Annotated in this window: 18 protein-coding genes; 11 read left to right on the forward strand and 7 right to left on the reverse strand. The window is 59.3% G+C overall.

Features of this window, described 5'->3' with window-relative positions:
* Window positions 1-2 precede the first annotated feature (2 nt).
* Both PI739_RS01290 and PI739_RS01295 read left to right on the forward strand, forming a co-directional pair.
* Window positions 3-1,364: a carbohydrate porin gene (locus PI739_RS01290; RefSeq protein ID WP_054080687.1), complete on the forward strand. Its 1,362-nt coding sequence runs from the start codon at window positions 3-5 to the stop codon at window positions 1,362-1,364.
* A gap of 108 nt (window positions 1,365-1,472) precedes the next feature.
* Window positions 1,473-2,348, forward strand: coding sequence for a D-hexose-6-phosphate mutarotase (locus tag PI739_RS01295; RefSeq protein ID WP_003433591.1), 876 nt, complete (start codon window positions 1,473-1,475; stop codon window positions 2,346-2,348).
* A gap of 125 nt (window positions 2,349-2,473) precedes the next feature.
* Here the strand turns inward: PI739_RS01295 and PI739_RS01300 are convergent, their stop codons facing one another.
* The gene (locus tag PI739_RS01300) at window positions 2,474-3,340 is read right to left on the reverse strand and encodes a MurR/RpiR family transcriptional regulator (protein ID WP_002552324.1); all 867 of its coding nucleotides are present in this window, start codon (window positions 3,338-3,340) and stop codon (window positions 2,474-2,476) included.
* A 218-nt stretch (window positions 3,341-3,558) separates the two neighbouring features.
* Between PI739_RS01300 and zwf the strand changes: the two genes are divergently transcribed.
* Genes zwf through PI739_RS01315 form a run of 3 tightly spaced genes read left to right on the forward strand, consistent with a single transcriptional unit; the run spans window position 3,559 to window position 6,439 of the window.
* Window positions 3,559-5,028 (forward strand): glucose-6-phosphate dehydrogenase, encoded by a 1,470-nt coding sequence (zwf, locus tag PI739_RS01305; protein WP_003408964.1) that lies wholly within the window; start codon window positions 3,559-3,561, stop codon window positions 5,026-5,028.
* The gene (pgl, locus tag PI739_RS01310) at window positions 5,015-5,728 is read left to right on the forward strand and encodes a 6-phosphogluconolactonase (RefSeq protein WP_054080688.1); all 714 of its coding nucleotides are present in this window, start codon (window positions 5,015-5,017) and stop codon (window positions 5,726-5,728) included. Before zwf ends, pgl begins: the two co-directional genes overlap by 14 nt.
* 36 nt (window positions 5,729-5,764) lie before the next feature.
* Window positions 5,765-6,439, forward strand: coding sequence for a bifunctional 4-hydroxy-2-oxoglutarate aldolase/2-dehydro-3-deoxy-phosphogluconate aldolase (locus tag PI739_RS01315; RefSeq protein ID WP_003365294.1), 675 nt, complete (start codon window positions 5,765-5,767; stop codon window positions 6,437-6,439).
* Between the two features lie 123 nt (window positions 6,440-6,562).
* Here PI739_RS01315 and PI739_RS01320 read toward each other — a convergent pair whose 3' ends face one another.
* Window positions 6,563-6,802 (reverse strand): DUF3820 family protein, encoded by a 240-nt coding sequence (locus tag PI739_RS01320; RefSeq protein ID WP_003341842.1) that lies wholly within the window; start codon window positions 6,800-6,802, stop codon window positions 6,563-6,565.
* A 218-nt stretch (window positions 6,803-7,020) separates the two neighbouring features.
* On the opposite strand from PI739_RS01320, the gene PI739_RS01325 reads away from it, so the two are divergent.
* A complete protein-coding gene (locus PI739_RS01325) occupies window positions 7,021-7,500 on the forward strand; it encodes a PA2169 family four-helix-bundle protein (RefSeq protein WP_002552329.1) in 480 nt (159 codons plus the stop codon).
* A gap of 70 nt (window positions 7,501-7,570) precedes the next feature.
* On the opposite strand, the gene PI739_RS01330 is transcribed toward PI739_RS01325, so the two are convergent.
* From PI739_RS01330 to PI739_RS01350, 5 genes are all read right to left on the reverse strand, one after another.
* Complete coding sequence (locus tag PI739_RS01330) at window positions 7,571-9,100, reverse strand: sensor domain-containing diguanylate cyclase (protein WP_044309179.1); 1,530 nt, start codon at window positions 9,098-9,100, stop codon at window positions 7,571-7,573.
* 206 nt (window positions 9,101-9,306) lie between these two features.
* A complete protein-coding gene (locus PI739_RS01335; RefSeq protein ID WP_072365566.1) occupies window positions 9,307-10,671 on the reverse strand; it encodes a heavy metal sensor histidine kinase in 1,365 nt (454 codons plus the stop codon).
* On the reverse strand, window positions 10,661-11,338 hold the full coding sequence (locus tag PI739_RS01340) for a heavy metal response regulator transcription factor (RefSeq protein ID WP_054080689.1): 678 nt from the start codon (window positions 11,336-11,338) through the stop codon (window positions 10,661-10,663). The genes PI739_RS01335 and PI739_RS01340 overlap by 11 nt, the downstream gene beginning before the upstream one ends.
* A gap of 10 nt (window positions 11,339-11,348) precedes the next feature.
* A complete protein-coding gene (locus PI739_RS01345; RefSeq protein WP_054080690.1) occupies window positions 11,349-14,453 on the reverse strand; it encodes a multidrug efflux RND transporter permease subunit in 3,105 nt (1,034 codons plus the stop codon).
* Window positions 14,450-15,616: an efflux RND transporter periplasmic adaptor subunit gene (locus PI739_RS01350; RefSeq protein WP_054080691.1), complete on the reverse strand. Its 1,167-nt coding sequence runs from the start codon at window positions 15,614-15,616 to the stop codon at window positions 14,450-14,452. The genes PI739_RS01345 and PI739_RS01350 overlap by 4 nt, the downstream gene beginning before the upstream one ends.
* Before the next feature lie 292 nt (window positions 15,617-15,908).
* On the opposite strand from PI739_RS01350, the gene PI739_RS01355 reads away from it, so the two are divergent.
* The 5 genes from PI739_RS01355 (at window position 15,909) to PI739_RS01375 (ending at window position 21,468) form a co-directional block, all read left to right on the forward strand.
* A complete protein-coding gene (locus PI739_RS01355) occupies window positions 15,909-16,289 on the forward strand; it encodes a hypothetical protein (protein ID WP_054080821.1) in 381 nt (126 codons plus the stop codon).
* Window positions 16,290-16,619: 330 nt separating this feature from the next.
* Window positions 16,620-17,204, forward strand: a complete 585-nt coding sequence (locus PI739_RS01360) for a fimbrial protein (protein WP_003365284.1) — start codon at window positions 16,620-16,622, stop codon at window positions 17,202-17,204.
* Between the two features lie 63 nt (window positions 17,205-17,267).
* Window positions 17,268-18,020, forward strand: coding sequence for a fimbrial biogenesis chaperone (locus PI739_RS01365; protein WP_054080822.1), 753 nt, complete (start codon window positions 17,268-17,270; stop codon window positions 18,018-18,020).
* A 131-nt stretch (window positions 18,021-18,151) separates the two neighbouring features.
* On the forward strand, window positions 18,152-20,686 hold the full coding sequence (locus tag PI739_RS01370) for a fimbria/pilus outer membrane usher protein (protein ID WP_054080692.1): 2,535 nt from the start codon (window positions 18,152-18,154) through the stop codon (window positions 20,684-20,686).
* A complete protein-coding gene (locus PI739_RS01375; RefSeq protein ID WP_054080823.1) occupies window positions 20,683-21,468 on the forward strand; it encodes a fimbrial biogenesis chaperone in 786 nt (261 codons plus the stop codon). The genes PI739_RS01370 and PI739_RS01375 overlap by 4 nt, the downstream gene beginning before the upstream one ends.

The raw sequence follows: 21,468 nt of genomic DNA on the forward strand, positions 1-21,468 counted from the left end.
GGATGAAGAAGATCAACAAAGGTAAATCGCTTTCCCGGCTCCAGTTGGTATGCAAGCTGTCGGCGTTGGGTGCGATGGGTCTGGCAGGCAGCGTTCACGCCGCCGAGCCGTTTGCCGCAGATTCACCCTGGATGACGGGTGACTGGGGTGGCAAGCGCACCGAGTTGCTGGACAAGGGTTATGACTTCTCGCTGGAATACGTTTCCGAGATGGCCAGCAACCTGAAGGGCGGCTACAACGACGACACCACCGGTCGTTACAGCGACCAGTTCGCGCTGGGCATGAAAGTCGATTTGCAGAAAGTTCTCGGCTGGCAGGACGCAGAGTTCAAGCTGGCAATCACCGAACGTAGCGGTCGCAACATCTCCAATGATCGTATCGGCGATCCTCGCGCCGGTACACTCAGCTCCTCCCAGGAAGTCTGGGGCCGTGGTCAGACCTGGCGTCTGACGCAGATGTGGATCAAGCAGAAGTACTTCGACGGCGCGCTGGACGTCAAGGCCGGCCGTTTCGGTCCGGGCGAAGACTTCAACAGCTTCCCGTGCGACTTCCAGAACCTGTCATTCTGCGGCTCGCAGGTCGGTAACTACGTAAACACCTGGTACAACTGGCCAATCAGCCAGTGGGCGTTGCGCATCAAGTACAACATCACGCCTGAAGTCTATGCCCAGGTGGGTGTGTACGAGCAGAACCCGTCCAACCTGGAAACAGGCAACGGCTTCAAGCTCAGTGGCAGTGGCACCGAAGGCATGATTCTGCCGGTCGAACTGGTCTGGACTCCATCCTTCAACTCGTTGCCCGGTGAGTACCGTGTCGGTTACTACAAGAGCACGCCAAACGCCAACGACGTCTATGAAGACGTGAATGGTCAGCCGCAAGCGCTGACTGGCGCAGCGTTCAAGTCGCACAGCAGCAAGCATGGCTGGTGGGTCGTGGCTCAGCAACAACTGACCACGCATGACGGCGATGCTTCGCGCGGCCTCAGCATTTTTGCCAACGCCACCGTGCATGACAAGGCGACCAACTTCGTCGACAACTACCAGCAGATCGGTTTCACGTACAAAGGTCCGTTCAACTCGCGTCCGAAAGATGACATCGGTATCGGTATTGCCCGTATCCACGTCAACGACGATGTGCAGGATCGCGTGCGTCTGGCCAACCAGATCAGCGGTATCAATGACTATGACAACCCTGGCTACCTGCCGGTCCAGAGCACTGAGTACAACTCTGAAATCTACTACGGCTTCCATGTCACCAACTGGCTGACCGTGCGTCCCAACCTGCAGTACATCAAGCATCCTGGTGGCGTAGATCAGGTTGATGATGCGCTGGTAGCGGGCATCAAGATCCAGTCGAAGTTCTGATTATTGACTGACGCGTAACGCGATCAAGGGTCGTGTGTGCTTTGCGGGCAGCCTGGCTGCCCGTTTTTTTTGGCTTGATCCTTTTATTTTTCAGGGACGCGATTGGCGATGACCACTCACGACGCGCAACTGCCTGAACATCCATTGCAACGCTTCTTCCGATCCCGACGTGCCAGACCGACTTTCGAGTGGGAGCGCCATCAACTGCGCGATGTATTGGTCATCGACCACCCGCAATGTCAGGCCGTGTTCAGTCGTCAGGGCGCGCAACTGCTGCATTTTCAGCCGCAGGGCCAGAAACCCTGGCTCTGGTGTGCCGCTCAGTGGCCACAGGTGGGCGCCATTCGTGGAGGCGTGCCAGTCTGCTGGCCTTGGTATGGCCGGCATCCCGGCGAGAGCGGCTGGCCGGCACACGGCTGGGGGCGTTTGCTGGACTGGAAGCTGATCGACAGCAGTGAGTGCGAAGAAGGCGTGAGCCTGCACTGGCGCTTGCAACTGTGGGACTGGCAGGTCGACCTGCATGCTGAACTGGGGCAGGGCATGGAACTGCGTCTGAGCACGCGTCACGAGGACAGCGAGCCGTGTCACTTCAGCCATGCGCTGCACGCGTACTGGCGGATCGGTGATGTGGCTGAAGTCGCGCTGGAGGGGCTCGACGGTGCACAGGGCTATGACGAACTCAGCCGACAGGCGTGTCAGCAACACGGCGAACTGCGCGTGGCAGGCGCCTGCCAGCGCGTATTCGAACACGCCGGCGCCCTACAGCTCCAGGACCCAATCTGGCAGCGCAGGCTTAACATCGACACCGGCGACAGCACCAACACCGTCGTCTGGCACCCCGGCAGCAGACCGCTTCTCGGCGTATGCGGCAGCGAAACCACAGGCTTCGTCCGTGTCGAAGCCGCCTCAGGCTCCGGCGACACCTTCAGCCTGCGGCCCGGAGAGCAGGTGCAGCTCAAACTGCAAGCCAGCCTGGCAGGGTGAGTTGCATCGTCTTCACTCGCGCTCAGCAAGGATCCACCTGAGGATCACAGAACCGCTGTGTGACGCAGAGCGTCACGAAAGGCATTCCTACGCGGAGCGTTGGAACGATAGTCAACGACACCCAGTCAGCCCTGATCCTCGATCGGATAACGGCTGTCATTCAGGCTTTCCTTGATCTTGCGCAAATGCGGCTGAAAGTCGACACCGCGACGCAACGTCATACCCGTGGCCAACACATCGAGCACAGTCAACTGAATGATCCGCGACGTCATCGGCATATAAATATCCGTGTCTTCCGGCAGAGGAATATTCAGACTCACCGTACTGGCCTGAGCCAGCGGCGAGCCGGCTGCCGTCAGCCCCAGCACCGACGCGCCATTGGCCCGCGCGATACGCGCCACTTCCACCAACTCACGAGTACGGCCGGTATACGAAATGATCACGAACAACTCGCCGGTATGCGCCACTGACGCAATCATCCGCTGCATCAGCACATCGGCATGCGCCGTCACCGCCAGATTGAAGCGGAAGAATTTATGCTGTGCATCCAGAGCCACCGGCGCCGAGGCACCCAGCCCGAAAAAATGGATCTGCCGCGCCTGGATGAGCATGTCCACGGACTTGCTGATCAAGGCCGGGTCCAACTGCTGGCAGGCGCTGTCCAGTGACGCGATGGCACTGCCGAAAATCTTCTGGGTATAGGCCTCCGGATTATCATCCGCTTCCACCGCACGGCTGACATAAGCCGCGCCGCTGGCCAGGCTCTGGGCCAGTTGCAGCTTCAATTCCGGATAGCCGCTGACACTGAACGAACGGCAGAAGCGATTGACCGTCGGCTCGCTGACCTTGGCGGCCTGGGCAAGCGCTGCAATGCTCAGCCGCGTTGCCATCTGCGGATTGAGCAGGATGACCTCGGCCACTTTGCGTTCGGCCTTGTTCAGCTCGTCGAGTCGGCCCTGGATTTGCTCCAGGAGGTTTCTTACGCGGTCCATTCAAAGTCCTTGTCGGGGCTGATTTACCAACGGTTTTGCCTTGGGCTTTTATTAGCCCTTTAGCCTGTAGCAAAGGTGGCCTATCGTACTGAGGGCCTGTGTTGATCACCACTGGAATATGCTTTCAGGCAGAATGTTGTGGTTATTACTACATATGGCCTTGAGTAACGCCTTTAAAAAAGGTATTTGTAGCCTAACTTGATAAAAGAACCAACATTATGCCCTTGATTACGGTTGAACCGTGCACATTTGCCCTGTTTGGTGCCTTGGGGGACCTGGCGGTACGCAAGCTGTTCCCGGCTCTTTATCAGCTTGATCGCGCTGGACTGCTGCATGAAGACACAAAAATTCTTGCCCTGGCGCGTGAACCGGGTGACGAAGAGTCGCATCTGGCGTACATCGAAAAATCCATGCGTCGCTTCATTCCCGAGACGGAACTGGAGCCGGACAACCTGGGCCGCTTTCTGGCGCGCCTCAGCTACCTGCATGTCGACTTCCTCAAGGCCGAGGATTACGTCGCACTCGCCGAGCGCGTCGGCAATGCCGAAACCCTGATCGCCTATTTCGCCACACCCGCCTCGGTCTACGGTGCCATCTGCGAGAACCTTGCGTCGGTCAACCTCGCTGAGCGCACGCGTGCCGTACTGGAAAAACCCATCGGTCACGACCTGGCCTCTTCGCGCCGGGTCAATGACGCTGTTGCGCAGTTTTTCCCGGAAAACCGCGTTTATCGTATCGACCACTATCTGGGCAAGGACACGGTACAGAACCTCATCGCTCTGCGCTTCGCCAACAGCCTGTTCGAAACCCAGTGGAACCAGAACCATATTTCGCACGTGGAGATCACGGTGGCCGAGAAGGTCGGCATCGAGGGCCGTTGGGGCTACTTCGATCAGGCTGGCCAGCTGCGTGACATGATCCAGAACCACCTGCTGCAGCTGCTCTGCCTGATTGCCATGGACCCGCCAAGCGACCTGTCCGCCGACAGTATCCGGGACGAGAAGGTCAAGGTGCTCAAGGCACTGGCCCCGTTTACCCCTGAGCGTCTGGCCACCCAGGTGGTGCGCGGCCAGTACACCTCCGGCTACAGCGAAGGCAAGGCGGTGCCTGGCTATCTGGAGGAAGAAAACTCCAATACCCAGAGCGATACCGAAACCTTCGTCGCGTTGCGTGCCGATATCCGCAACTGGCGCTGGTCGGGTACGCCGTTCTATCTGCGCACCGGCAAACGCATGCCGCAGAAGCTGTCGCAGATCGTGATCCATTTCAAAGAGCCGCCGCACTACATCTTCGCGCCTGAACAGCGTTTGCAGATCAGCAACCGCCTGATCATCCGCCTGCAGCCTGACGAAGGCATTTCCTTGCAGGTGATGACCAAGGATCAGGGCCTGGACAAGGGCATGCAGCTGCGCAGCGGTCCCTTGCAACTGAATTTTTCCGACACCTACCGCAGCGCTCGTGTCCCCGACGCTTATGAGCGGTTGTTGCTGGAAGTCATGCGTGGCAATCAGAACCTGTTTGTCCGCAAAGATGAGATCGAGTACGCCTGGCAATGGTGTGATCAGTTGATCGCTGGCTGGAAGAAGGCGGGCGATGCGCCCAAGCCTTACCCGGCCGGAACCTGGGGGCCGATGAGCTCCATTGCCCTGATTACTCGCGACGGGAGATCCTGGTATGGCGACATGTGACCTCAAGCTGCCAGCAGGGCTGGTAGCACACGATTTCGACACAGCGCAGCAACTGGCCGATGCACTGGCTGAAACTGTCGCCGAACGCCTCAAGCAGGCGATCAGCGAGAACGGTCTGGCGACGCTGGTGGTGTCCGGTGGACGCAGCCCGGTCGCCTTCTTCCAGCGTCTGGCGGCACAGCCGCTGGAGTGGTCGAAGGTCGTCATCAGTCTGGTGGACGAGCGCTTTGTGCCGACCGAACATGCCGACAGCAATGCCGGCCTGTTGCACCGCCACTTGTTGCAGGGGCCTGTGGCGAAGGCGAAGTTTCTCGGCCTGTACAGCGTGGCGAGCAGTGTCGAGGAAGCCGCTCAGGCTGCCGATCAGGCACTGGCCGAGCTGCCACCCATTGATGTACTGATTCTGGGCATGGGCGACGATGGGCATACCGCGTCGCTGTTCCCCAACAGCCCGAATCTGAGCGAAGCCCTTGACCTGCAAGGTGAGCGCCGCTGCCTGCCCATGCTCGCACCGAGCGTGCCGCACCAGCGCCTGACCCTGACCCGCCGCCTGCTGGCGTCGGCGCGTTCACCGATTCTGTCGGTGTCCGGTCAGGCCAAACTCGACACTCTGCGCACCGCGCTGGCAGGCGACGACCTCGCCGAGATGCCGGTGCGTGCCTTTCTCAACCCGTCTCTCGAGATTTACTGGTGCCCATAAGCCCCGATAAGCCCCACAAACAAAGGAACCGTCGCCATGACACAGAATGAAAATAATCAGCCGCTGACCAGCATGGCGAACAAGATTGCCCAGATCGACGAACTCTGCGCCAAGGCGAAGATTCTGCCGGTGATTACCATCGCCCGTGACCAGGACGTACTGCCGCTGGCCGATGCACTGGCCGCTGGCGGCATGACTGCACTGGAGGTGACCCTGCGCTCGGCGTTCGGTCTGAGCGCCATTCGTATCCTGCGTGAACAGCGCCCCGAGCTGTGTGTGGGCGCCGGGACCATCCTGGACCGCAAGATGCTGGCTGACGCTGAAGCGGCCGGTTCGCAGTTCATCGTCACTCCCGGCAGCACGCAAGACCTGCTGCAAGCCGCGGTCGACAGCCCTTTGCCGCTGTTGCCGGGTGTCAGCAGCGCCTCGGAAATCATGATCGGCTATGCCATGGGCTATCGCCGCTTCAAGCTGTTCCCGGCTGAGATCAGTGGTGGCGTGGCAGCGATCAAGGCCTTGGGTGGGCCGTTCAACGAGGTGCGTTTCTGCCCCACAGGCGGTGTCAACGAGCATAACCTCAAGAGCTACATGGCCCTGCCCAACGTCATGTGCGTAGGCGGCACCTGGATGATCGATAACGCATGGGTCAAGAATGGCGACTGGGGACGTATCCAGGAAGCGACTGCGCAGGCAATGGCACTGTTTGACTGATTTTCAGGATTTCGGAGTCAGCCCTTGCTGCTGATTCCGACAAGGAAGTTGTTGTTGGTTGTATGGCTTTTCGGTGCTCCCTGGTCCGGAGCACCGTTTTTTTTCCCCGGACCGTCTCTTTGTTTATCCCTTGTCCTTGAACGACTGGCGTGGACGCGTGCGCAACGGGTCCAATAGCGCGCCAAGGCCGTTGTGATCGATTTCCTGCATCAGCGCCAACAGACCTCCCAACTCTCCTTTGGGAAAGCCTTCCCGGGCGAACCAGTTCAGATAATGCCCCGGTAAATCAGCGATCAACCGACCCTTGTATTTGCCGAACGGCATTTCCTGTGTCACCAGCAGCTTGAGTTTTTCCGGATTCATCCGCGATACGCCTGTATTTCTCTTTCAGCCAGTACGATACGTGCATTCTGCATGCAGGCCAAACGACAGATCATGCAGAAGTCACGAACGGGTAATTGTGAAAATTTCGTAAGTCATTGATTTTAAATAGTTATTTTCGTATCAAAAACTGGCACGGTGTCTGCAATTACCTATACATCGAACACTTTCGTATCAACCTGCCATTAGGAAATTATCAAATGACTGATATCAACAAAGAAACGATCTCTATCCTGAATGACCTGATCGAAACCAGCAAAGACGGTGAAGAAGGTTTCCGCACCAGCGCAGAACACGCAAAAAGCGCCCAGGTGAAATCGTTCCTCGCAAACCGCTCTACCGAAGTCGCTGCAGCCGTTCGCGAACTGCAAGCTGAAGTGACCGCACTGGGTGGCAAGCCTGAAGATTCTTCCAGCGTATCTGGCGCACTGCACCGCGCCTGGGTCAACCTGAAGTCGATGGTTACTTCCGACGACGACAAGGCCGTACTGGAAGAAGTTGAAAAAGGCGAAGACGTTGCCAAGAAGGCTTACCGCGAAGCGCTGGAAAAAGCCCGTGCCAAGAACGTTTCGCCTAACGTTATCGCGCTGATTGAAAAGCAGCAGGCTGGCGTTCTGGCCAACCACGACAAAGTAAAAGCACTGCGTGACGCAGCACGTGCAGCCCACGCCGCATCGTAATCCGATGCGTCAGCGGTAACCGAAAAAACGCCAGCCAGTCTGGCGTTTTTTTATGCCCGAACGCAGCTGGTCAGACCGGGTCTGTCACCTTTCTGGCAACCGAACTGCGGTACTCGACCCGGTTGCGCCCATTGTCCTTGGCCTGATACAGCGCCTTGTCGGCCACCCCGAAAAATGCTTCCAGCTTGTCTCCCTGACGGACGACCTCCGAAGCGACCCCGATACTGACCGTGATGGGATACTCGGCATTCATGAACAGCGGAAGTGCCTCCGCAGCCTTTCGGATTTTTTCCGCGATCAGCATGGCCCCCGGCAAGTCTGTTTCCGGCAGCACAACTACGAACTCTTCGCCGCCATAGCGTGCCACGCGGTCGCCCGGACGACGGATGCAGTATGAGATGGTCTGCGCAATCAGACGCAGCGCCTCGTCCCCGCCCTGATGGCCATGACGCTCATTGAATGCCTTGAAATGATCTACATCGATCATCAGCAATGACAGCTGCTTGCCAGAGCGTTGCGCTCGCGCCCATTCGACTTCCATGGCTTCGTCAAGCTGGCGGCGATTATCCAGCCCGGTCAGACCATCTGTCGCGGCCAGGCTGGCCAGTGCATCTTCGGCACGGTGGCGCCTTCTCAGCTCGCGACACAGCAGCCAGGTCAGCCACAAAATGCCCAGACACAATATGCTGGTCGCGGAGCCGACCAGCCAGGCATTGCGTCGCCAGACGGCATACACCTCATCTTCGGATTGCCCGATCACCACGATCAGCGGCAAGTTGCCGACTCGGGAGAAGGTATACAGCCGACGAGCATTCAACTGCGTCGACATCGCGGCAAAGCTGCCATCGCCTTCCTGAAGGATGCGCTGAAAGTTGGGGCTGTGGCTGTAATCCTTGCCGATCAACTCCTGGCCTTCCATTTCCGGGTAGCGAACGATCAGAATGCCTGAGGTATTGATCAGGTTGATGCTGCTCTCACTGCCCAGATTCTGGCTCATGAACAGGTGTTTGAAATACACCAGGCGCATCGCCGCGCTCACGATCCCCATGAACTCGCCGTTGGGTCCTGATAGGCGACGGCTGAAACTGATGCACCAGTCCTTGTAGCCCCAGCGAGTCTTGTACGGCGCGCTGACATGTAGTGTCAAAGAGCGGTCTGTTGCATGGTCCTTGAAATAGGCGCGGTCAGCGAAGTTGTCATGTCGAGGAGTGACAGACAACGAATCAGCCAATATTTCGCCGCGGTTATCGAGCAATACCAGATCGCCCTTGTAAGAGGCGGCGGTGGCGCGATCAAACAGAACAAGTTGGCGCAGTTCAGGTGACAATTGCTGAAGGTCCGGACGCTGCCAGGCGCTGATCATGCCCTGTAGGGAAGAGTCGTAAAGTTCTGCGTTACGCATGACGTCGGCATCGATCAAACGCACGATATTGGACGCTGCACGTGCCGCTGTCTGTGCCGCGTCGTCGCGCTCCCGGGCCAGTAAAGACGCGACAATCGCCAGAATGGCGAGCATTGAAACCGAGCTGCCGAAAATCAATATCAGCTCCGGACGGGTCCATTTGAGCCGGGCTTGCCGAGAAAACGCAAACACCATCATCGGTTGTTCTACCTGCAGACGAATGATTCTTGATAATCGGTTAATAAAATTATCAGTTAGGTGGGGAACTTATTGACGCGTGTATAACACGCTCCTTATAGCCCCATATGAAGGGAATGTGAATAAAGCAACTGTATTTAAAACGCTGCGAACAGACGCACACTGAGGACCGTGAAAACGGTCAATGTAGTCAGTATTTTCAGGTGTCAGCGAGGCAACTGGATGCCGAAGGTATTGGCGCCCTTGTCGCTGTTCACGAACACGGTGCCGCCATGCATCAAGGCAATCGCCTTGACGATGGCCAGCCCCAGGCCGTGATTGGCGCCGCTGTTACTGCGTGAGGCATCCACCCGATAAAAGCGCTCGAACAGTCTGGGTAAATGTTCCTGAGCGATTTGTACGCCCGGATTGGTCACGCTGACAGTGACATGGGCATCGCGGGATTCGATGTTGACTTCAATCACTTCACCAGCGCCAGTGTGCTGAACGGCGTTATGCAACAGATTGATCAGCGCGCGGCGCAAGTGGGGTTTTTCAATGGGTGCGCTGGCGTCGCCGTGGACACGGACTTGCACGTGCGCGTCTTCCAGAATGAAGTCCAGATAATCCAGCGTCGTCGCGACTTCTTCAGCCAGTGAGGTGCAGATCTGTGCCTTGACCTTGGTGCCCTGATCGGCGCTGGCCAGAAACAGCATGTCGTTGATGATCGAGCGCAGGCGCTCCAGCTCTTCGAGGTTCGACTGCAACACTTCGAAATAATGCTCGGCAGAGCGGCCACGGGTCAGCGCCACCTGGGTCTGACCGATCAGGTTGGTCAGCGGTGAACGAAGCTCGTGTGCCACATCGGCATTGAACGACTCCAGCCTCGAGTAGGCTTGCTCGACGCGTTCCAGCGTGGAGTTGAACGAGGCGACGAATTGCTCGAGTTCCGGTGGCAGCGGCGACAACTGCAAGCGTCCGGACAGCCTTGGCGGGGCGAGCTTCTGGACTTCCTGCGAAAGGCTGGTCAGCGGTCGCAGGCCAATCCGCGCGACCCAGTAGCCCAGCGCCGACGCGAGCAGAATGCCCAGCGTGGCCAGGCTGATCAAGGCGACCAGCAGCGAGTGCTGCGTGTGCCAGAACGTCTCGGTGTCGATGGCAGTCAGAAAGCGCAGTGCCGGACGCTGTTCCTTGGCGGGAAACTCGCTGACCAGCACTTTGAACGAAAACGGGTGGTCCGCCAGCTTCAGGTCGTGCATGCCCAGCGGCCCCTGTGCAAAACGACGAATGTCCGCACCGGGATTGCCGAACTCATAGAGCGGATTGTCACTCACCACCCAGAAGCGCAGGCGTTTGTCCTCTTCACTGAGCAAGGTGAGCTTGGCCTTGATCTTGCGCCAGTGTTCCGGGTTGCCGAAACGATTGACCGCCGATTCCAGCACGCTGTAGCGCGCATCCACCTCTGCACGGGGCAGCAAATCGAGGCTTTTGTCGACCTGCAGGTACAAGGCCCAGCCGATCAGCAGGAACACCACCAGTGCCACCAGCGCGAACAGCCCGCTCAGGCGCAGGGCAATCGAATCAACCCGCACTGCGGTTCTCCAGCACATAGCCCATGCCGCGAATGGTGTGCAGCAGCTTGTGCTCGTGAGGGCCATCGAGCTTGGCCCGCAAGCGCTTGATCGCGACTTCGACCACATTGGTATCGCTGTCGAAGTTGATGTCCCAGACCATCTCGGCGATGGATGTCTTGGAAAGGATGTCACCCTGACGTCGGGCCAGCACACTGAGCAGCGAAAACTCCTTGGCGGTCAGGTCCAGGCGCAGGCCGGCGCGGGTCGCCTTGCGGCTGATCAGGTCTATCCACAGGTCGGCGATGGTGATCTGCACCGGCTCGTGGCCACCGCTGCGCCGCGTCAGGGCCTGCAGGCGGGCGACCAGTTCCAGAAAAGAAAACGGCTTGCCCAGGTAATCATCCGCGCCTTCGCGCAGGCCGCGAATGCGGTCGTCGACCTGCTCGCGCGCGGTCAGCATGATCACGGGCGTCTGTTTGCGCGCACGCAGCGCACGCAACACCCCAAAACCATCCAGGCTCGGCAGCATCACGTCGAGAATGACGATCGCATGGTCATTCTCCAGCGCCAGGTGCAGGCCTTCGATCCCGTCGCGCGCCACGTCCACGGCATAGCCCTGTTCGGTCAGACCGCGACGCAGGTAGTCGGCGGTTTTCTCTTCGTCTTCGATAATCAGCACGCGCATCGGGCAACTCTCACTTTTGCAGGGCCAGCGTCGGTGCGGCGGGCGCCGGTTGGCGTCGATGAAACAGCCGCTCCAGTTGCAGATAAATGACCGGCGTGGTGAACAACGTGAGCATCTGGCTCACCAGCAGGCCGCCAACCACGGCTATACCCAGCGGCTGCCGCAACTCGGCACCGACGCCGAAACCGAGCATCAGCGGCAGTGCGCCGAGCAGGGCGGCGAGGGTGGTCATGATAATCGGTCGGAAGCGGGTGATGCAGGCCTCATAAATGGCCTCGTGCGGCGTGAGGCCCTGCTCGCGCTGGGCCTGCAGGGCAAAGTCCACCAGCAGAATACCGTTCTTTTTGACGATACCAATCAGCAACACCACGCCGATCAGGGCCATGATCGAGAAGTCCTGCCCCATCATCCACAGCAGCAACAGTGCGCCGATGCCTGCCGAGGGCAGGGTGGAGATGATGGTCAGCGGATGCACGAAGCTTTCATAGAGCACGCCCAGAATGATGTACACCGCCACCAGCGCCGCAAGGATCAGCCAGGGCTGGTTGGCCAGCGAACTCTGGAACGCCTGGGCCGCGCCCTGGAAGCTGCCGATGATCGAGGCGGGCATGCCGATTTCGTTCTTGGCCTGATCGAGCATGCTCACGGCATCGCCCAGGGCGACCCCGGGTGCCAGGTTGAACGACAGGTTCGCCGCGGGGAACATCCCGTCATGGCTGATCGATAACGGTCCCATGCGCGGCGCACTGACGTTGGCCAGCGCCGACAGCGGCACCATTTCGCTGGTCAGCGGCGAGCGCAGATAGAAGTACGCCAGGCTTTCGGCCTTGCCGCGTTGTTGGGCGTCCAGTTCAAGGATCACCTTGTACTGGTTGACTTCAGTCTGATACTCGCTGATCTGCCGCTGGCCGAATGCGTCGTACAGCGCTTGGTCGACATCGGCCGTGGTCAGGCCGAATCGCGCGGCAGCACTGCGGTCGATGTCGATGTGCGTGACGCTGCCGCCCAGTTGCAAGTCGTTGGACATGTCGCGAAATGCAGGGTTGCTGCGCAGTTTTTCAGTCAGCCGTTGCGTCCAGGTGTTGAGCAATTCGCCGTCGTTGCTCTTGAGCACGTACTGGTACTGACTGCGGCTCGGGCCTGAGCTGAGGTTGATGTCCTGCCCGGCGCGCAGATACAGAACGATGCCCGGGACCTTGGCCAGTTTGGGGCGCAGGCGGTCGATGAATTCACTGACCGACACATCGCGTTCGGAGCGTGGCTTGAGCGAGATCCAGAAGCGGCCGTTGGCGATGGTCTGGTTGCTGCCTGAAACACCAACCGAATGCGAGAACGCCAGCACCGCAGGATCCGCGCCGACGATCTTTGCCAGCTCCAGGTGTTTTTCCACCATGTCCGGATAGGAGATGTCAGCAGCTGCCTCGGTGGTCCCGAGTGCAAACGCGGTGTCCTGGACCGGAAAGAAGCCTTTGGGTATGAGGATGTAACCGACTACCGCCAGCGCCAGGGTCAGGCCGAATATGCCAAGCATCAGCCGTTGATGGGCCAGGGCCTTGCGCAGGCCGCGCTCGTAGGAGGCGAGCAGGCGTTCACCAAACCCCGGTTTCTGATGCGGGTGATGGGTGGGCGCGCGCATGAACAGGGCGGCCAGGGTCGGCGCGAGGGTCAGGGAGACGACCACCGAAATAAGAATGGTCGCGGTTGCTGTCAGTGCGAATTCCTTGAACAGTCGCCCGACCACACCGCCCATGAACAACAGCGGAATGAACGCCGCCACCAGCGAGAAACTGATCGACACCACGGTAAAGCCGATTTCTCCGGAGCCCTTTATCGCCGCCTCGCGCATGCCTTGGCCGGCTTCGAGGTGACGGTGGATGTTCTCGACCACCACGATGGCGTCGTCCACCACGAAACCGACCGCGACCACGATGGCCACCAGTGTCAGGTTGTTCAGGCTGAGGCCGAACAGGTACATCATCGCAAAGCTGGCAATCAGCGATACCCCGAGTACCGCACTGACGATCAGGGTGGCTGACAGTTGGCGCAGGAACAGCGCCATGACCGCGACCACCAGCAGCACCGCGATCAGCAGGGTCAGTTCCACTTCATGCAGCGAGGCACGGATGGTGCGGGTCCGGTCGTTGAGTACCGATACATCGACGCTGGCCGGGAGCATTTCCTGCAAGCGTGGCAATTCACGCTGGATACGGTCCACGGTGTCGACAATGTTGGCGCCCGGCTGGCGGAAGATGGCGATGTTGACGCCTTGCTGATCGCCGGACCACGCCTTGACGTAGGCGTTTTCCGAGCCCGCGACGACCCGAGCCACATCCTTGAGCTGGACGGGCGCGCCGTTTTTGTAGGAAACAATCAGTTGCGCGTAGTCCTGCGGCTTGAACAACTGGTCGTTGGAAGACAGGGTCGAAATACTGTCCTTGCCGTACAGGGCACCCTTGGCCAGGTTCAGGCTGGTCTGTTGCACCGCCTGGCGAATGTCCGCCAGGGTCAGCCCCAGCGCGGCGAGTTTCTCGGGGGCGGCCTGGACACGAATCGCCGGACGCTGCTGACCGGTGATGTATACCTGGCCCACCCCTTCGATCTGGCTGAGCTGGCGCGCCAGAATGGTTTCGGTGACGTCGCTCAATTCGGTGCCGGGGATCAGACTGGAACTGACGCTGAGGATCAGCACCGGGCTGTCGGCCGGGTTGACCTTGCGCCAGGTTGGCAGACTGGGCAGATCGGCCGGCAGGCGTCCGGCGGCGGTATTGATGGCGGCCTGGACTTCCTGGGCCGCAGTGTCGATGCTTTTGTTGAGGGTGAACTGCAGCGTAAGGTTGGTGGAGCCCAGTGCGCTGCTGGAAGTCATCTGGGTCATGCCCGGTATCGCACTGAACTGCACTTCCAGTGGCGTGGCAACCGAAGACGCCATGGTCTCGGGGCTGGCGCCGGGCAGTTGCGCGGTGACCTGGATGGTCGGGAATTCCGCTTCCGGCAACGGCGCGATCGGCAGACGCGGAAAGGCAATGACCCCCAGCAGTACCAATGCGAAGGTCAACAACAAGGTGGCCACCGGGTGGTCGATGCACCACGCCGATACCGAACCACGGCCGTTCATCGTGCGGGCTCCACTTGCGCGCTGGCGACATCCGCAGCAGGCGCGGTGATCACTTCGACCGTTGCTCCCGGGCGTAGCCGCGACTGGCCGTCGCTGACCAGTACATCGCCAGCACGCGGCCCGCTGATCAGCGTCTGCTCGCTGTCCTGATAGAGTACTTTGACGGGGACGACTTCCACCTTGTTATCGGCAGTGAGCCGATAGACAAAGTGCAGGTCAACGCCGCGCTGCACCACTTGTGGCGGCACTTTCAGCGAGTTGAGTTCGATACCGGTCTGGATCTTCACGGTCACCAGTTGCCCTGGCCAGAGTTGCTCGCCGGGGTTTTTGAATTGAGCCTTGGCGCGGATCGTACCGGTGCTTGCCGACACCTGATTGTCGATCAATGAAAGCGTGCCTTCACCCAGCAGCAGGCCGTTGGCCGCGCCGTCGCCCTGATACGCCTTGACGGTCGCAGCGTCGCGCTCGGCAATCAGCCCCTGCAGGGTCGGCAACATCTGCTGTGGCAGGGAAAACTCCACGGCAATCGGGTCGATCTGGGTCACTGAAAACAGTCCGGCAGCATCACTGACGCGCAGGAAGTTGCCTTCATCGACATTGCGAATGCCGACCCGTCCCGTTACCGGCGAGCGAATCTGAGTGTAGGACAGTTGCACCTGTGAGGCGTTGATGCTCGCTTCGTTGCCTTTTGCCGTGGCTTCGAGCTGCCTGACCAGTGCCTGTTGCTGATCGAACGTCTGTCGCGAGATACCATTTTCCTGGGTGAGCTGGCGATAGCGCTTGAGGTCCAATTGCGCTACGTCCAGCTGCGCCTTGCTCTGCGCCAACTGGGCACGCGCCTGTTCCAGCGCAGCCCTGATAGAGCGGTCATCCAGCGTTGCCAACAGGTCTCCGGCCTTGACCTGCTGACCTTCCTTGACCAGCACGCGCGTCAGCACCCCATCCACCTGGGGGCGGATCACGACGCTTTGCAGCGACAGCACCGATCCGATCCCTGTGACGAAGCGCGGCACGTCTTCAAGACTGACCGTGATCACTTTGACCGGCACAGCGGCAGCGGCATTTTTGGGAAGCGTGGCCGGGCGTGTCAGTTTCCAGCCGGCAATCGCCACACAGGCGATCACCAGAACGACAGCGGTGACGGTCAGGGTCTTTCTGCGCATATGAAGAAAACGCCAAATGTCAGTACGGGAGAGATATTTTTTACAGCTTCCTTATAGCCTGCAAACCCGGTCAACAGAATGACTTTCAGCTGTCAGGTTTGTCAGAAAGCCTCCAGCGGGTGTGGCGTGCAGTCAAGAAAAGTCGGAATTGGACGATATCTATGTTGAAGAGATAGTTGTCCAGATGTTTATTAAGTCCTAGGAGTTTTCCTACATTTTCCTAAGTAGGTTTCTGGCAGGTCATTCTCTCATCAACTTAACTTATCGTATGAGTCAATGAATGGAGTACGCCATGAGCCGTCAGAAAACGAACGGAAAAGTGATGTGGAAGTTACGGTCCCTTGATAAAAAATTGTGGGTCGCAATCATGTCGACGCTGTGGCTGGCTACTCCCGCTGTGTCATGGGCAAAGGACGGTGCAATAACGTTGCGTGGCAGTATCGTCAACAGCAGTTGCAGGGTTTCCAGTACAGAGATAACGGTGCCCGGTAATCAGTCGAGAACGCTGGAAGTTGCACCCGGGGTCATTATTCATGTGAGCACCGAACGCAATGTCTGTGGTGAGCAGGCAATGCCCTTCGTGACGCAGTATCAGGTATTGCCTGCCGCCGTGGTTATCGACGGAGAAGCCCTGCAGGCGCGCGCTGCCGTCGTTACGTTGAGCTATCAGTAACTAGCTGCCTGTTGTGTTTTCTCGTCCGGACTGTCACGTTTTCAAGTGGCAGTCCAGTGCCCGCCAGGTTTGAACGATACATAACCTCGGCCACCGTCAAGGCGTCGCTAGTCTGTACCTGAGTAAGGGCGCGCTTCTGTATGGAAAAGGGTTTTTATCAGTGTGCCGGGCACGAATTATAATTATTCCTACAGACCTGTCCTGCGTGTCGTGTTGTGTTGTCTGCGGGGTGAAAGTTACCGGGCTGACAGCATTGAAATAGACCTGACTCTATAGTGCTCACCGTCCGATAGCGGGCACACACGAAATAACACAAGGAAGGTCGTTAGCATGAAAAAGCGTTCTCTTACATTGGCAGTTCTGGGCGTAATGGGCGTTGGCATGGCAGGTACCGCCAGTGCTGCGAACAACGGCACAATGGTCTTTAACGGAACACTGACCAATATCTCCTGCGATGTGGGGCCGGGCACGGGTGTCAGTGCGGGGACCAACCCTGGCGAAATCAATATCGACCTGGGCAACGTGTCCTTCTCCGATATCGGTGTATCGAGCGAAAGCCGATTCGAGACGGCTGCCCCCATCCAGCTGCTGGTCAACTGCAGTGCCGGTGCAGACCAGTACAACATGGTGAAGATGCGCCTTATTGCCCGTAACGGCAGTGGCCTGGACAACAACGACGCGAAACTCCTGCGCACCACCGGTGCGGCAGATGGCGTCGGTATCGGCCTGCTCAATGCGTCCAGTGTGCTGATGGATCTGAGTGGTGACGAAACCGTCGACACCACGCTGATCAAGGATGGCGCCAACGGTGCCACCGCTGAAATCAATTTTGGCGCGGTGTATGTGCTTAACGGCACGCCCACCAATCCGGGTAATGCCGACGGCTTCCTGCCGTTCGTGATGGATTACGAGTAATCGTGTCGGGCGGGGCGGGCAGTGCTCGCTCTGTCCTCTACCGAATTCAAGGCGAACGCCAGCATGTTTTCCGATTTTTTTCGCTACACGATGCTTGTTGCGTTGGTGTTCTGCGCATCCACCGTTCAGGCGGGCATTGTATTGAATACGACGCGAGTCATTTACCAGGGCACTGATAAAGAGGTCAGTCTGGGTGTTCACAACAGTGGCGGGGGAGAGATTCTCCTGCAGTCCTGGCTTGAATCGCCTGTGGCGGCGGTCAGCACTCACGAAAGTCTGCCGAACCTGCCGTTCATTGTCACACCCGCACTTGCGCGTATGGCCGGGGGTGGCAGGCAGCTATTGCGGATCATTCATTCCGGTGCCGACATGCCCACCGATCGTGAATCGGTGTTATGGCTCAATGTTCAGGAAATTCCCCAGACCGCAGCTGAAAACACACTGCAGATCGCGGTACGTCAGCGCATCAAAGTCTTCTTCCGGCCTGATGGTTTGCAGGGTGATCCACAGCAGGCTCCGGAAAAACTGAACTGGCAGTGGGTCGATGACACCGGTGTACAGGTCGAAAATCCCGGCCCCTATCATGTCTCCATGCTGAGGGTTTCCATACGCCAGCATGACACCGAACTTGCCCGTCTGGACAGTCAGATGCTGGCGCCGCATCAGCGTCTGCGTATTCCGTTACAGCACACATCGGCAAGTGCGCCGTTGCTGTTGAGTTTCGTCAGTCTCAATGACTACGGCGGACAAGTGCCTTATCAGGCAGCCCTTACCCATAAACAACCGGTTAACGCCGGCAAGGCGTCGCCCCGATAAGCTGGCGCATCCACTGTCAGCGTTCACTGTTCAAACCGTCGGGCCTCAGCGACAAGACCGCCCGGCAGACCTGCGTCTGTGTAAAAGGATTGCGCGACGCGCGCGACAGCCGAAGTAGAGTGAAGACCGCTATGGAATGGCGCAAAGAAGTTAACAAGGGAGTCATTGCCCAGTGCGCGCTCCCTCACCCCCGACGCTGTGCGCGGGGTATCGGTTTCGGATTGGCGTTGATGGTTGCGGTCAGCGCGTCGGCCGCCTCTTCGGGTGGCAGCGGCGCAGGCAGATTCAATACGGCTTTTATCCAGGGAAGCGATCAGCCGGCTGACCTTCAGGAGTTTCTGCGCTCCAATAGCGTACTGCCCGGTACTTACCGGGTTGATATCTACGTCAATCGCAAGCTGAGCGGCAGGCGGGATATCCGCTTTTTGAAAAATCCGCTGTCAGGCCTGATCGAGCCCTGCCTGTCGCTCGAGATGCTACAGAGCTTTGGTCTGGACTTGAGTCGTCTGCCGTCAGGTGAGGTGTCTGCCCAGGCCTGTTTCGACCTGCCTGCGCGTGTCGAATTTGCCCGCGTCGACTATCAGCCCGGTGCGTTGCGACTGACGATCAGTGTGCCGCAAGCGGTGATGTCACGCGGTGCCCGCGGTTATGTGTCGCCGGAGCTTTGGGATCAGGGCGAGACCGCAGGCTTTATCAATTACAACTTCAATGGCAGCCGTCGGCGTAACAAGGGCCTGGAAACGGATCAGTACTACGTGGGGCTGCGAAACGGGCTGAACGTTGGTGCCTGGCGTTTGCGCAACGAGTCCTCTCTGGTGGGTGGCAGTGACAGACCCTGGCGTTATCGCAGCAATCGTACGTTCGCACAGCGCGACATCACCGCCCTGAAAAGCCAGCTCACGCTGGGCGAGACGTTTACCGATTCGCAGGTCTTCGACAGTGTCCGCTTCAGGGGCGCGGCGCTGGTCTCTGACGACGGCATGTTGTCTGACAGCGAGCGGGCCTATGCACCGGTCATCCGCGGGATTGCCGAAACCAATGCGACCGTGGAAGTTCGCCAGAACGGCTTTCTGCTTTACAGCGGCAGTGTGTCGCCCGGGCCTTTCGAGATTGCCGATATTTATCCCAGTGGCTCGAATGGCGATTTGTCGGTGTCTGTCATCGAAGCAGACGGGCGTGTGCGAACCTTCACTCAGGCCTACGCGTCGCTGCCGATCATGGTTCCCGCAGGCTCGTTGCGCTACAGCCTGGCCAGCGGGCAGGTCGACAACAACGACGACCAGCAGGCCTCTCCGGCGTTTGCCAGCGCAGCCCTGATCTACGGGCTTTCCGAACGGATCACCGGGTTTGCCGGGCTGCAACTGGCCGAGGATTATCAGGCCTGGAATATAGGTACGGGAGTAAACACCGGGCTGGGCGCGGTGTCGATGGACCTCACCCGATCGATCAGCAAGGTGGATCAGCAGGCGCGCAGTGGTCAGAGCCTGCGGGTGCGTTATGCCAACACGCTGGACGTCACCGACACCACGTTGGCAGTGGCCGGTTACCGGTATTCGACCGAGCAATACCGGACCTTGAACCAGCACGTCAGCGATATCGGCCCGCAGCGGCTGGTACTGCCCTCTGGTCTGGCGCGGGATCGACTCGAACTCAGCATCACTCAGATAGTGCCTGGCCAGTCGGCGTCGCTGAGCCTGACTGCTTCAGAGCAGCGCTACTGGAACCTGCCCGGCAAGACCCGGCAACTTTACCTGTCCTATAACGCAGCCTGGCGTTCGCTCAATTACAGCCTGTCCGTCGAACGCAACGAGGATTTCGGGCGAAGCGGTGACGCGAGCACCGACAATCGTATTGCTCTGAGCGTGACCCTGCCGCTTGGATCCAGCCCCGGCTCGTCGCGATTGTCTTTCAACGCGGTGCGCGACAGCCGCGGCGAGTACAACGCGCAGACCGGTCTTAACGGCCAGGTGCCGGGCGATCGCGACACGTTCTATTCGGTACAGGCTGGACGTGACAGTACCTCCGGCAGTTTCGGCGCAGGCAAGGTCAGCACCAGCACGGCATTCGGCCGTTTCGAGGCCGGTTATAGCCAGGGTCAGGATTACGATGCATTCAGCCTGTCCGCCGCTGGTTCGCTGGTAGCGCATGCCGGTGGCGTGAACCTTGGGCAGGCCTTGGGGGAAACCTTTGCACTGGTTCAGGTGCCCGATGTCGGTGGTGCCCGCTTGAAGTCGTTCAGTAACGTCGAGACCGCCGGCAACGGCTATGCGGTTCTGCCTTATGCGCAGGCTTACCGCACCAACTGGGTCAGCCTGGATACCAGGCAGCTGGGCGCTGATGTCGATCTGGAAAACGCCATCACCCAGATCGTGCCGCGCAGGGGCGCGATCCCGGTGGTGCGCTTCAAGGCCAATGTGGGCCGTCGGGTGCAGTTCGAACTGGTGCGCACCGATGGCAGCAAGGTGCCGCTGGGCGCCAGTGTCGAAGATGAGCAGGGCAGGGCGCTGGCAGTGGTCGATCCCGGCAGTCAGGCGCTGGTGCTCAGCGAGCAGGACGCCGGCAGCGTGTGGGTGCGCTGGTCCGATCAACGTTGTCAGGCAACATTCTCGCTACCGCCCAGAGACCCGTCGCGAGCCTACGAGCGGATCAGGGTGATATGCCGATGAGCGCTTTCGCTGGCTCATGCAAGGCGCTGCTGACGGCTGTGCTTTTGACGAGCGACCTGGCGGCGCACGGCGCTGTTTCGCTGAGTGGAACACGACTGGTTTTCGACGGGCAGTATCGCGAAGTCACGCTCGAAGTGCGCAATCGCGGCAAGTCCGAGGCGCTTTTGCAGGCCTGGCTCAGCGACGCCGCGGACGATGACGACACCCCGGGTGAGCTTCGCAAAGCGCTGCCATTCGTGGTCACGCCACCGCTTGCACGCCTGGCGGTGGGCGGCAGGCAGACCTTGCGCGTGCTGTATCAGGGCTCGGGCATGCCGCAGGAGCACGAGTCTCTGCTGCATCTGTATGTGCTTGAGGTGCCTCGACGCCAGGACGGCGTGGGGCAGTTGAACATTGCCGTGCGCCAACGCATCAACGTGTTCTACCGGCCCCCCGGCCTTGACGGTGATCCGGCCGACACCCCCGCGCGGCTGCTGTGGACACTGACTCATGACCCGTCGCACGTCTTGTCGCTGACGGTCAGTAACCCGACGCCCTATCACGCCGCTCTGCAAGCGCTGCATATCGACGGTGTGCAGCTCGGCGATCATCTGCTGCTGGCGCCGGGCGCCCAGGTTGCCATGGGTGTGCCCGCAAGTGTCGAGCCCTCTGCCACACATCGTTTTTCATACCAGTCCCTGACCGACTACGGCGGCCGACGGACCCATTGCGCACAGCTCACCGGGCAGACAGCCACTACGGCCGGGCTGCCGAAAAACAATTCCATTCAGGACGAATGCTGA

Origin of the sequence: Pseudomonas cerasi (assembly GCF_027983475.1) — a bacterium.
Taxonomy (GTDB): domain Bacteria; phylum Pseudomonadota; class Gammaproteobacteria; order Pseudomonadales; family Pseudomonadaceae; genus Aquipseudomonas; species Aquipseudomonas cerasi.

What these genes read in the sequence shown, in the direction of transcription:
- PI739_RS01375 (WP_054080823.1), top strand. Translation starts at nt 20,683, where the DNA reads ATGAGCGCTTTCGCTGGCTCATGCAAGGCGCTGCTGACGGCTGTGCTT.
- PI739_RS01300 (WP_002552324.1), bottom strand. Translation starts at nt 3,340, where the DNA reads ATGGACCGCGTAAGAAACCTCCTGGAGCAAATCCAGGGCCGACTCGAC.
- PI739_RS01350 (WP_054080691.1), bottom strand. Translation starts at nt 15,616, where the DNA reads ATGCGCAGAAAGACCCTGACCGTCACCGCTGTCGTTCTGGTGATCGCC.
- PI739_RS01370 (WP_054080692.1), top strand. Translation starts at nt 18,152, where the DNA reads ATGGAATGGCGCAAAGAAGTTAACAAGGGAGTCATTGCCCAGTGCGCG.
- PI739_RS01320 (WP_003341842.1), bottom strand. Translation starts at nt 6,802, where the DNA reads ATGAATCCGGAAAAACTCAAGCTGCTGGTGACACAGGAAATGCCGTTC.
- PI739_RS01325 (WP_002552329.1), top strand. Translation starts at nt 7,021, where the DNA reads ATGACTGATATCAACAAAGAAACGATCTCTATCCTGAATGACCTGATC.
- PI739_RS01355 (WP_054080821.1), top strand. Translation starts at nt 15,909, where the DNA reads ATGAGCCGTCAGAAAACGAACGGAAAAGTGATGTGGAAGTTACGGTCC.
- PI739_RS01345 (WP_054080690.1), bottom strand. Translation starts at nt 14,453, where the DNA reads ATGAACGGCCGTGGTTCGGTATCGGCGTGGTGCATCGACCACCCGGTG.
- PI739_RS01360 (WP_003365284.1), top strand. Translation starts at nt 16,620, where the DNA reads ATGAAAAAGCGTTCTCTTACATTGGCAGTTCTGGGCGTAATGGGCGTT.
- PI739_RS01340 (WP_054080689.1), bottom strand. Translation starts at nt 11,338, where the DNA reads ATGCGCGTGCTGATTATCGAAGACGAAGAGAAAACCGCCGACTACCTG.
- PI739_RS01295 (WP_003433591.1), top strand. Translation starts at nt 1,473, where the DNA reads ATGACCACTCACGACGCGCAACTGCCTGAACATCCATTGCAACGCTTC.
- PI739_RS01365 (WP_054080822.1), top strand. Translation starts at nt 17,268, where the DNA reads ATGTTTTCCGATTTTTTTCGCTACACGATGCTTGTTGCGTTGGTGTTC.
- zwf (WP_003408964.1), top strand. Translation starts at nt 3,559, where the DNA reads ATGCCCTTGATTACGGTTGAACCGTGCACATTTGCCCTGTTTGGTGCC.
- PI739_RS01290 (WP_054080687.1), top strand. Translation starts at nt 3, where the DNA reads ATGAAGAAGATCAACAAAGGTAAATCGCTTTCCCGGCTCCAGTTGGTA.
- pgl (WP_054080688.1), top strand. Translation starts at nt 5,015, where the DNA reads ATGGCGACATGTGACCTCAAGCTGCCAGCAGGGCTGGTAGCACACGAT.
- PI739_RS01330 (WP_044309179.1), bottom strand. Translation starts at nt 9,100, where the DNA reads ATGATGGTGTTTGCGTTTTCTCGGCAAGCCCGGCTCAAATGGACCCGT.
- PI739_RS01315 (WP_003365294.1), top strand. Translation starts at nt 5,765, where the DNA reads ATGACACAGAATGAAAATAATCAGCCGCTGACCAGCATGGCGAACAAG.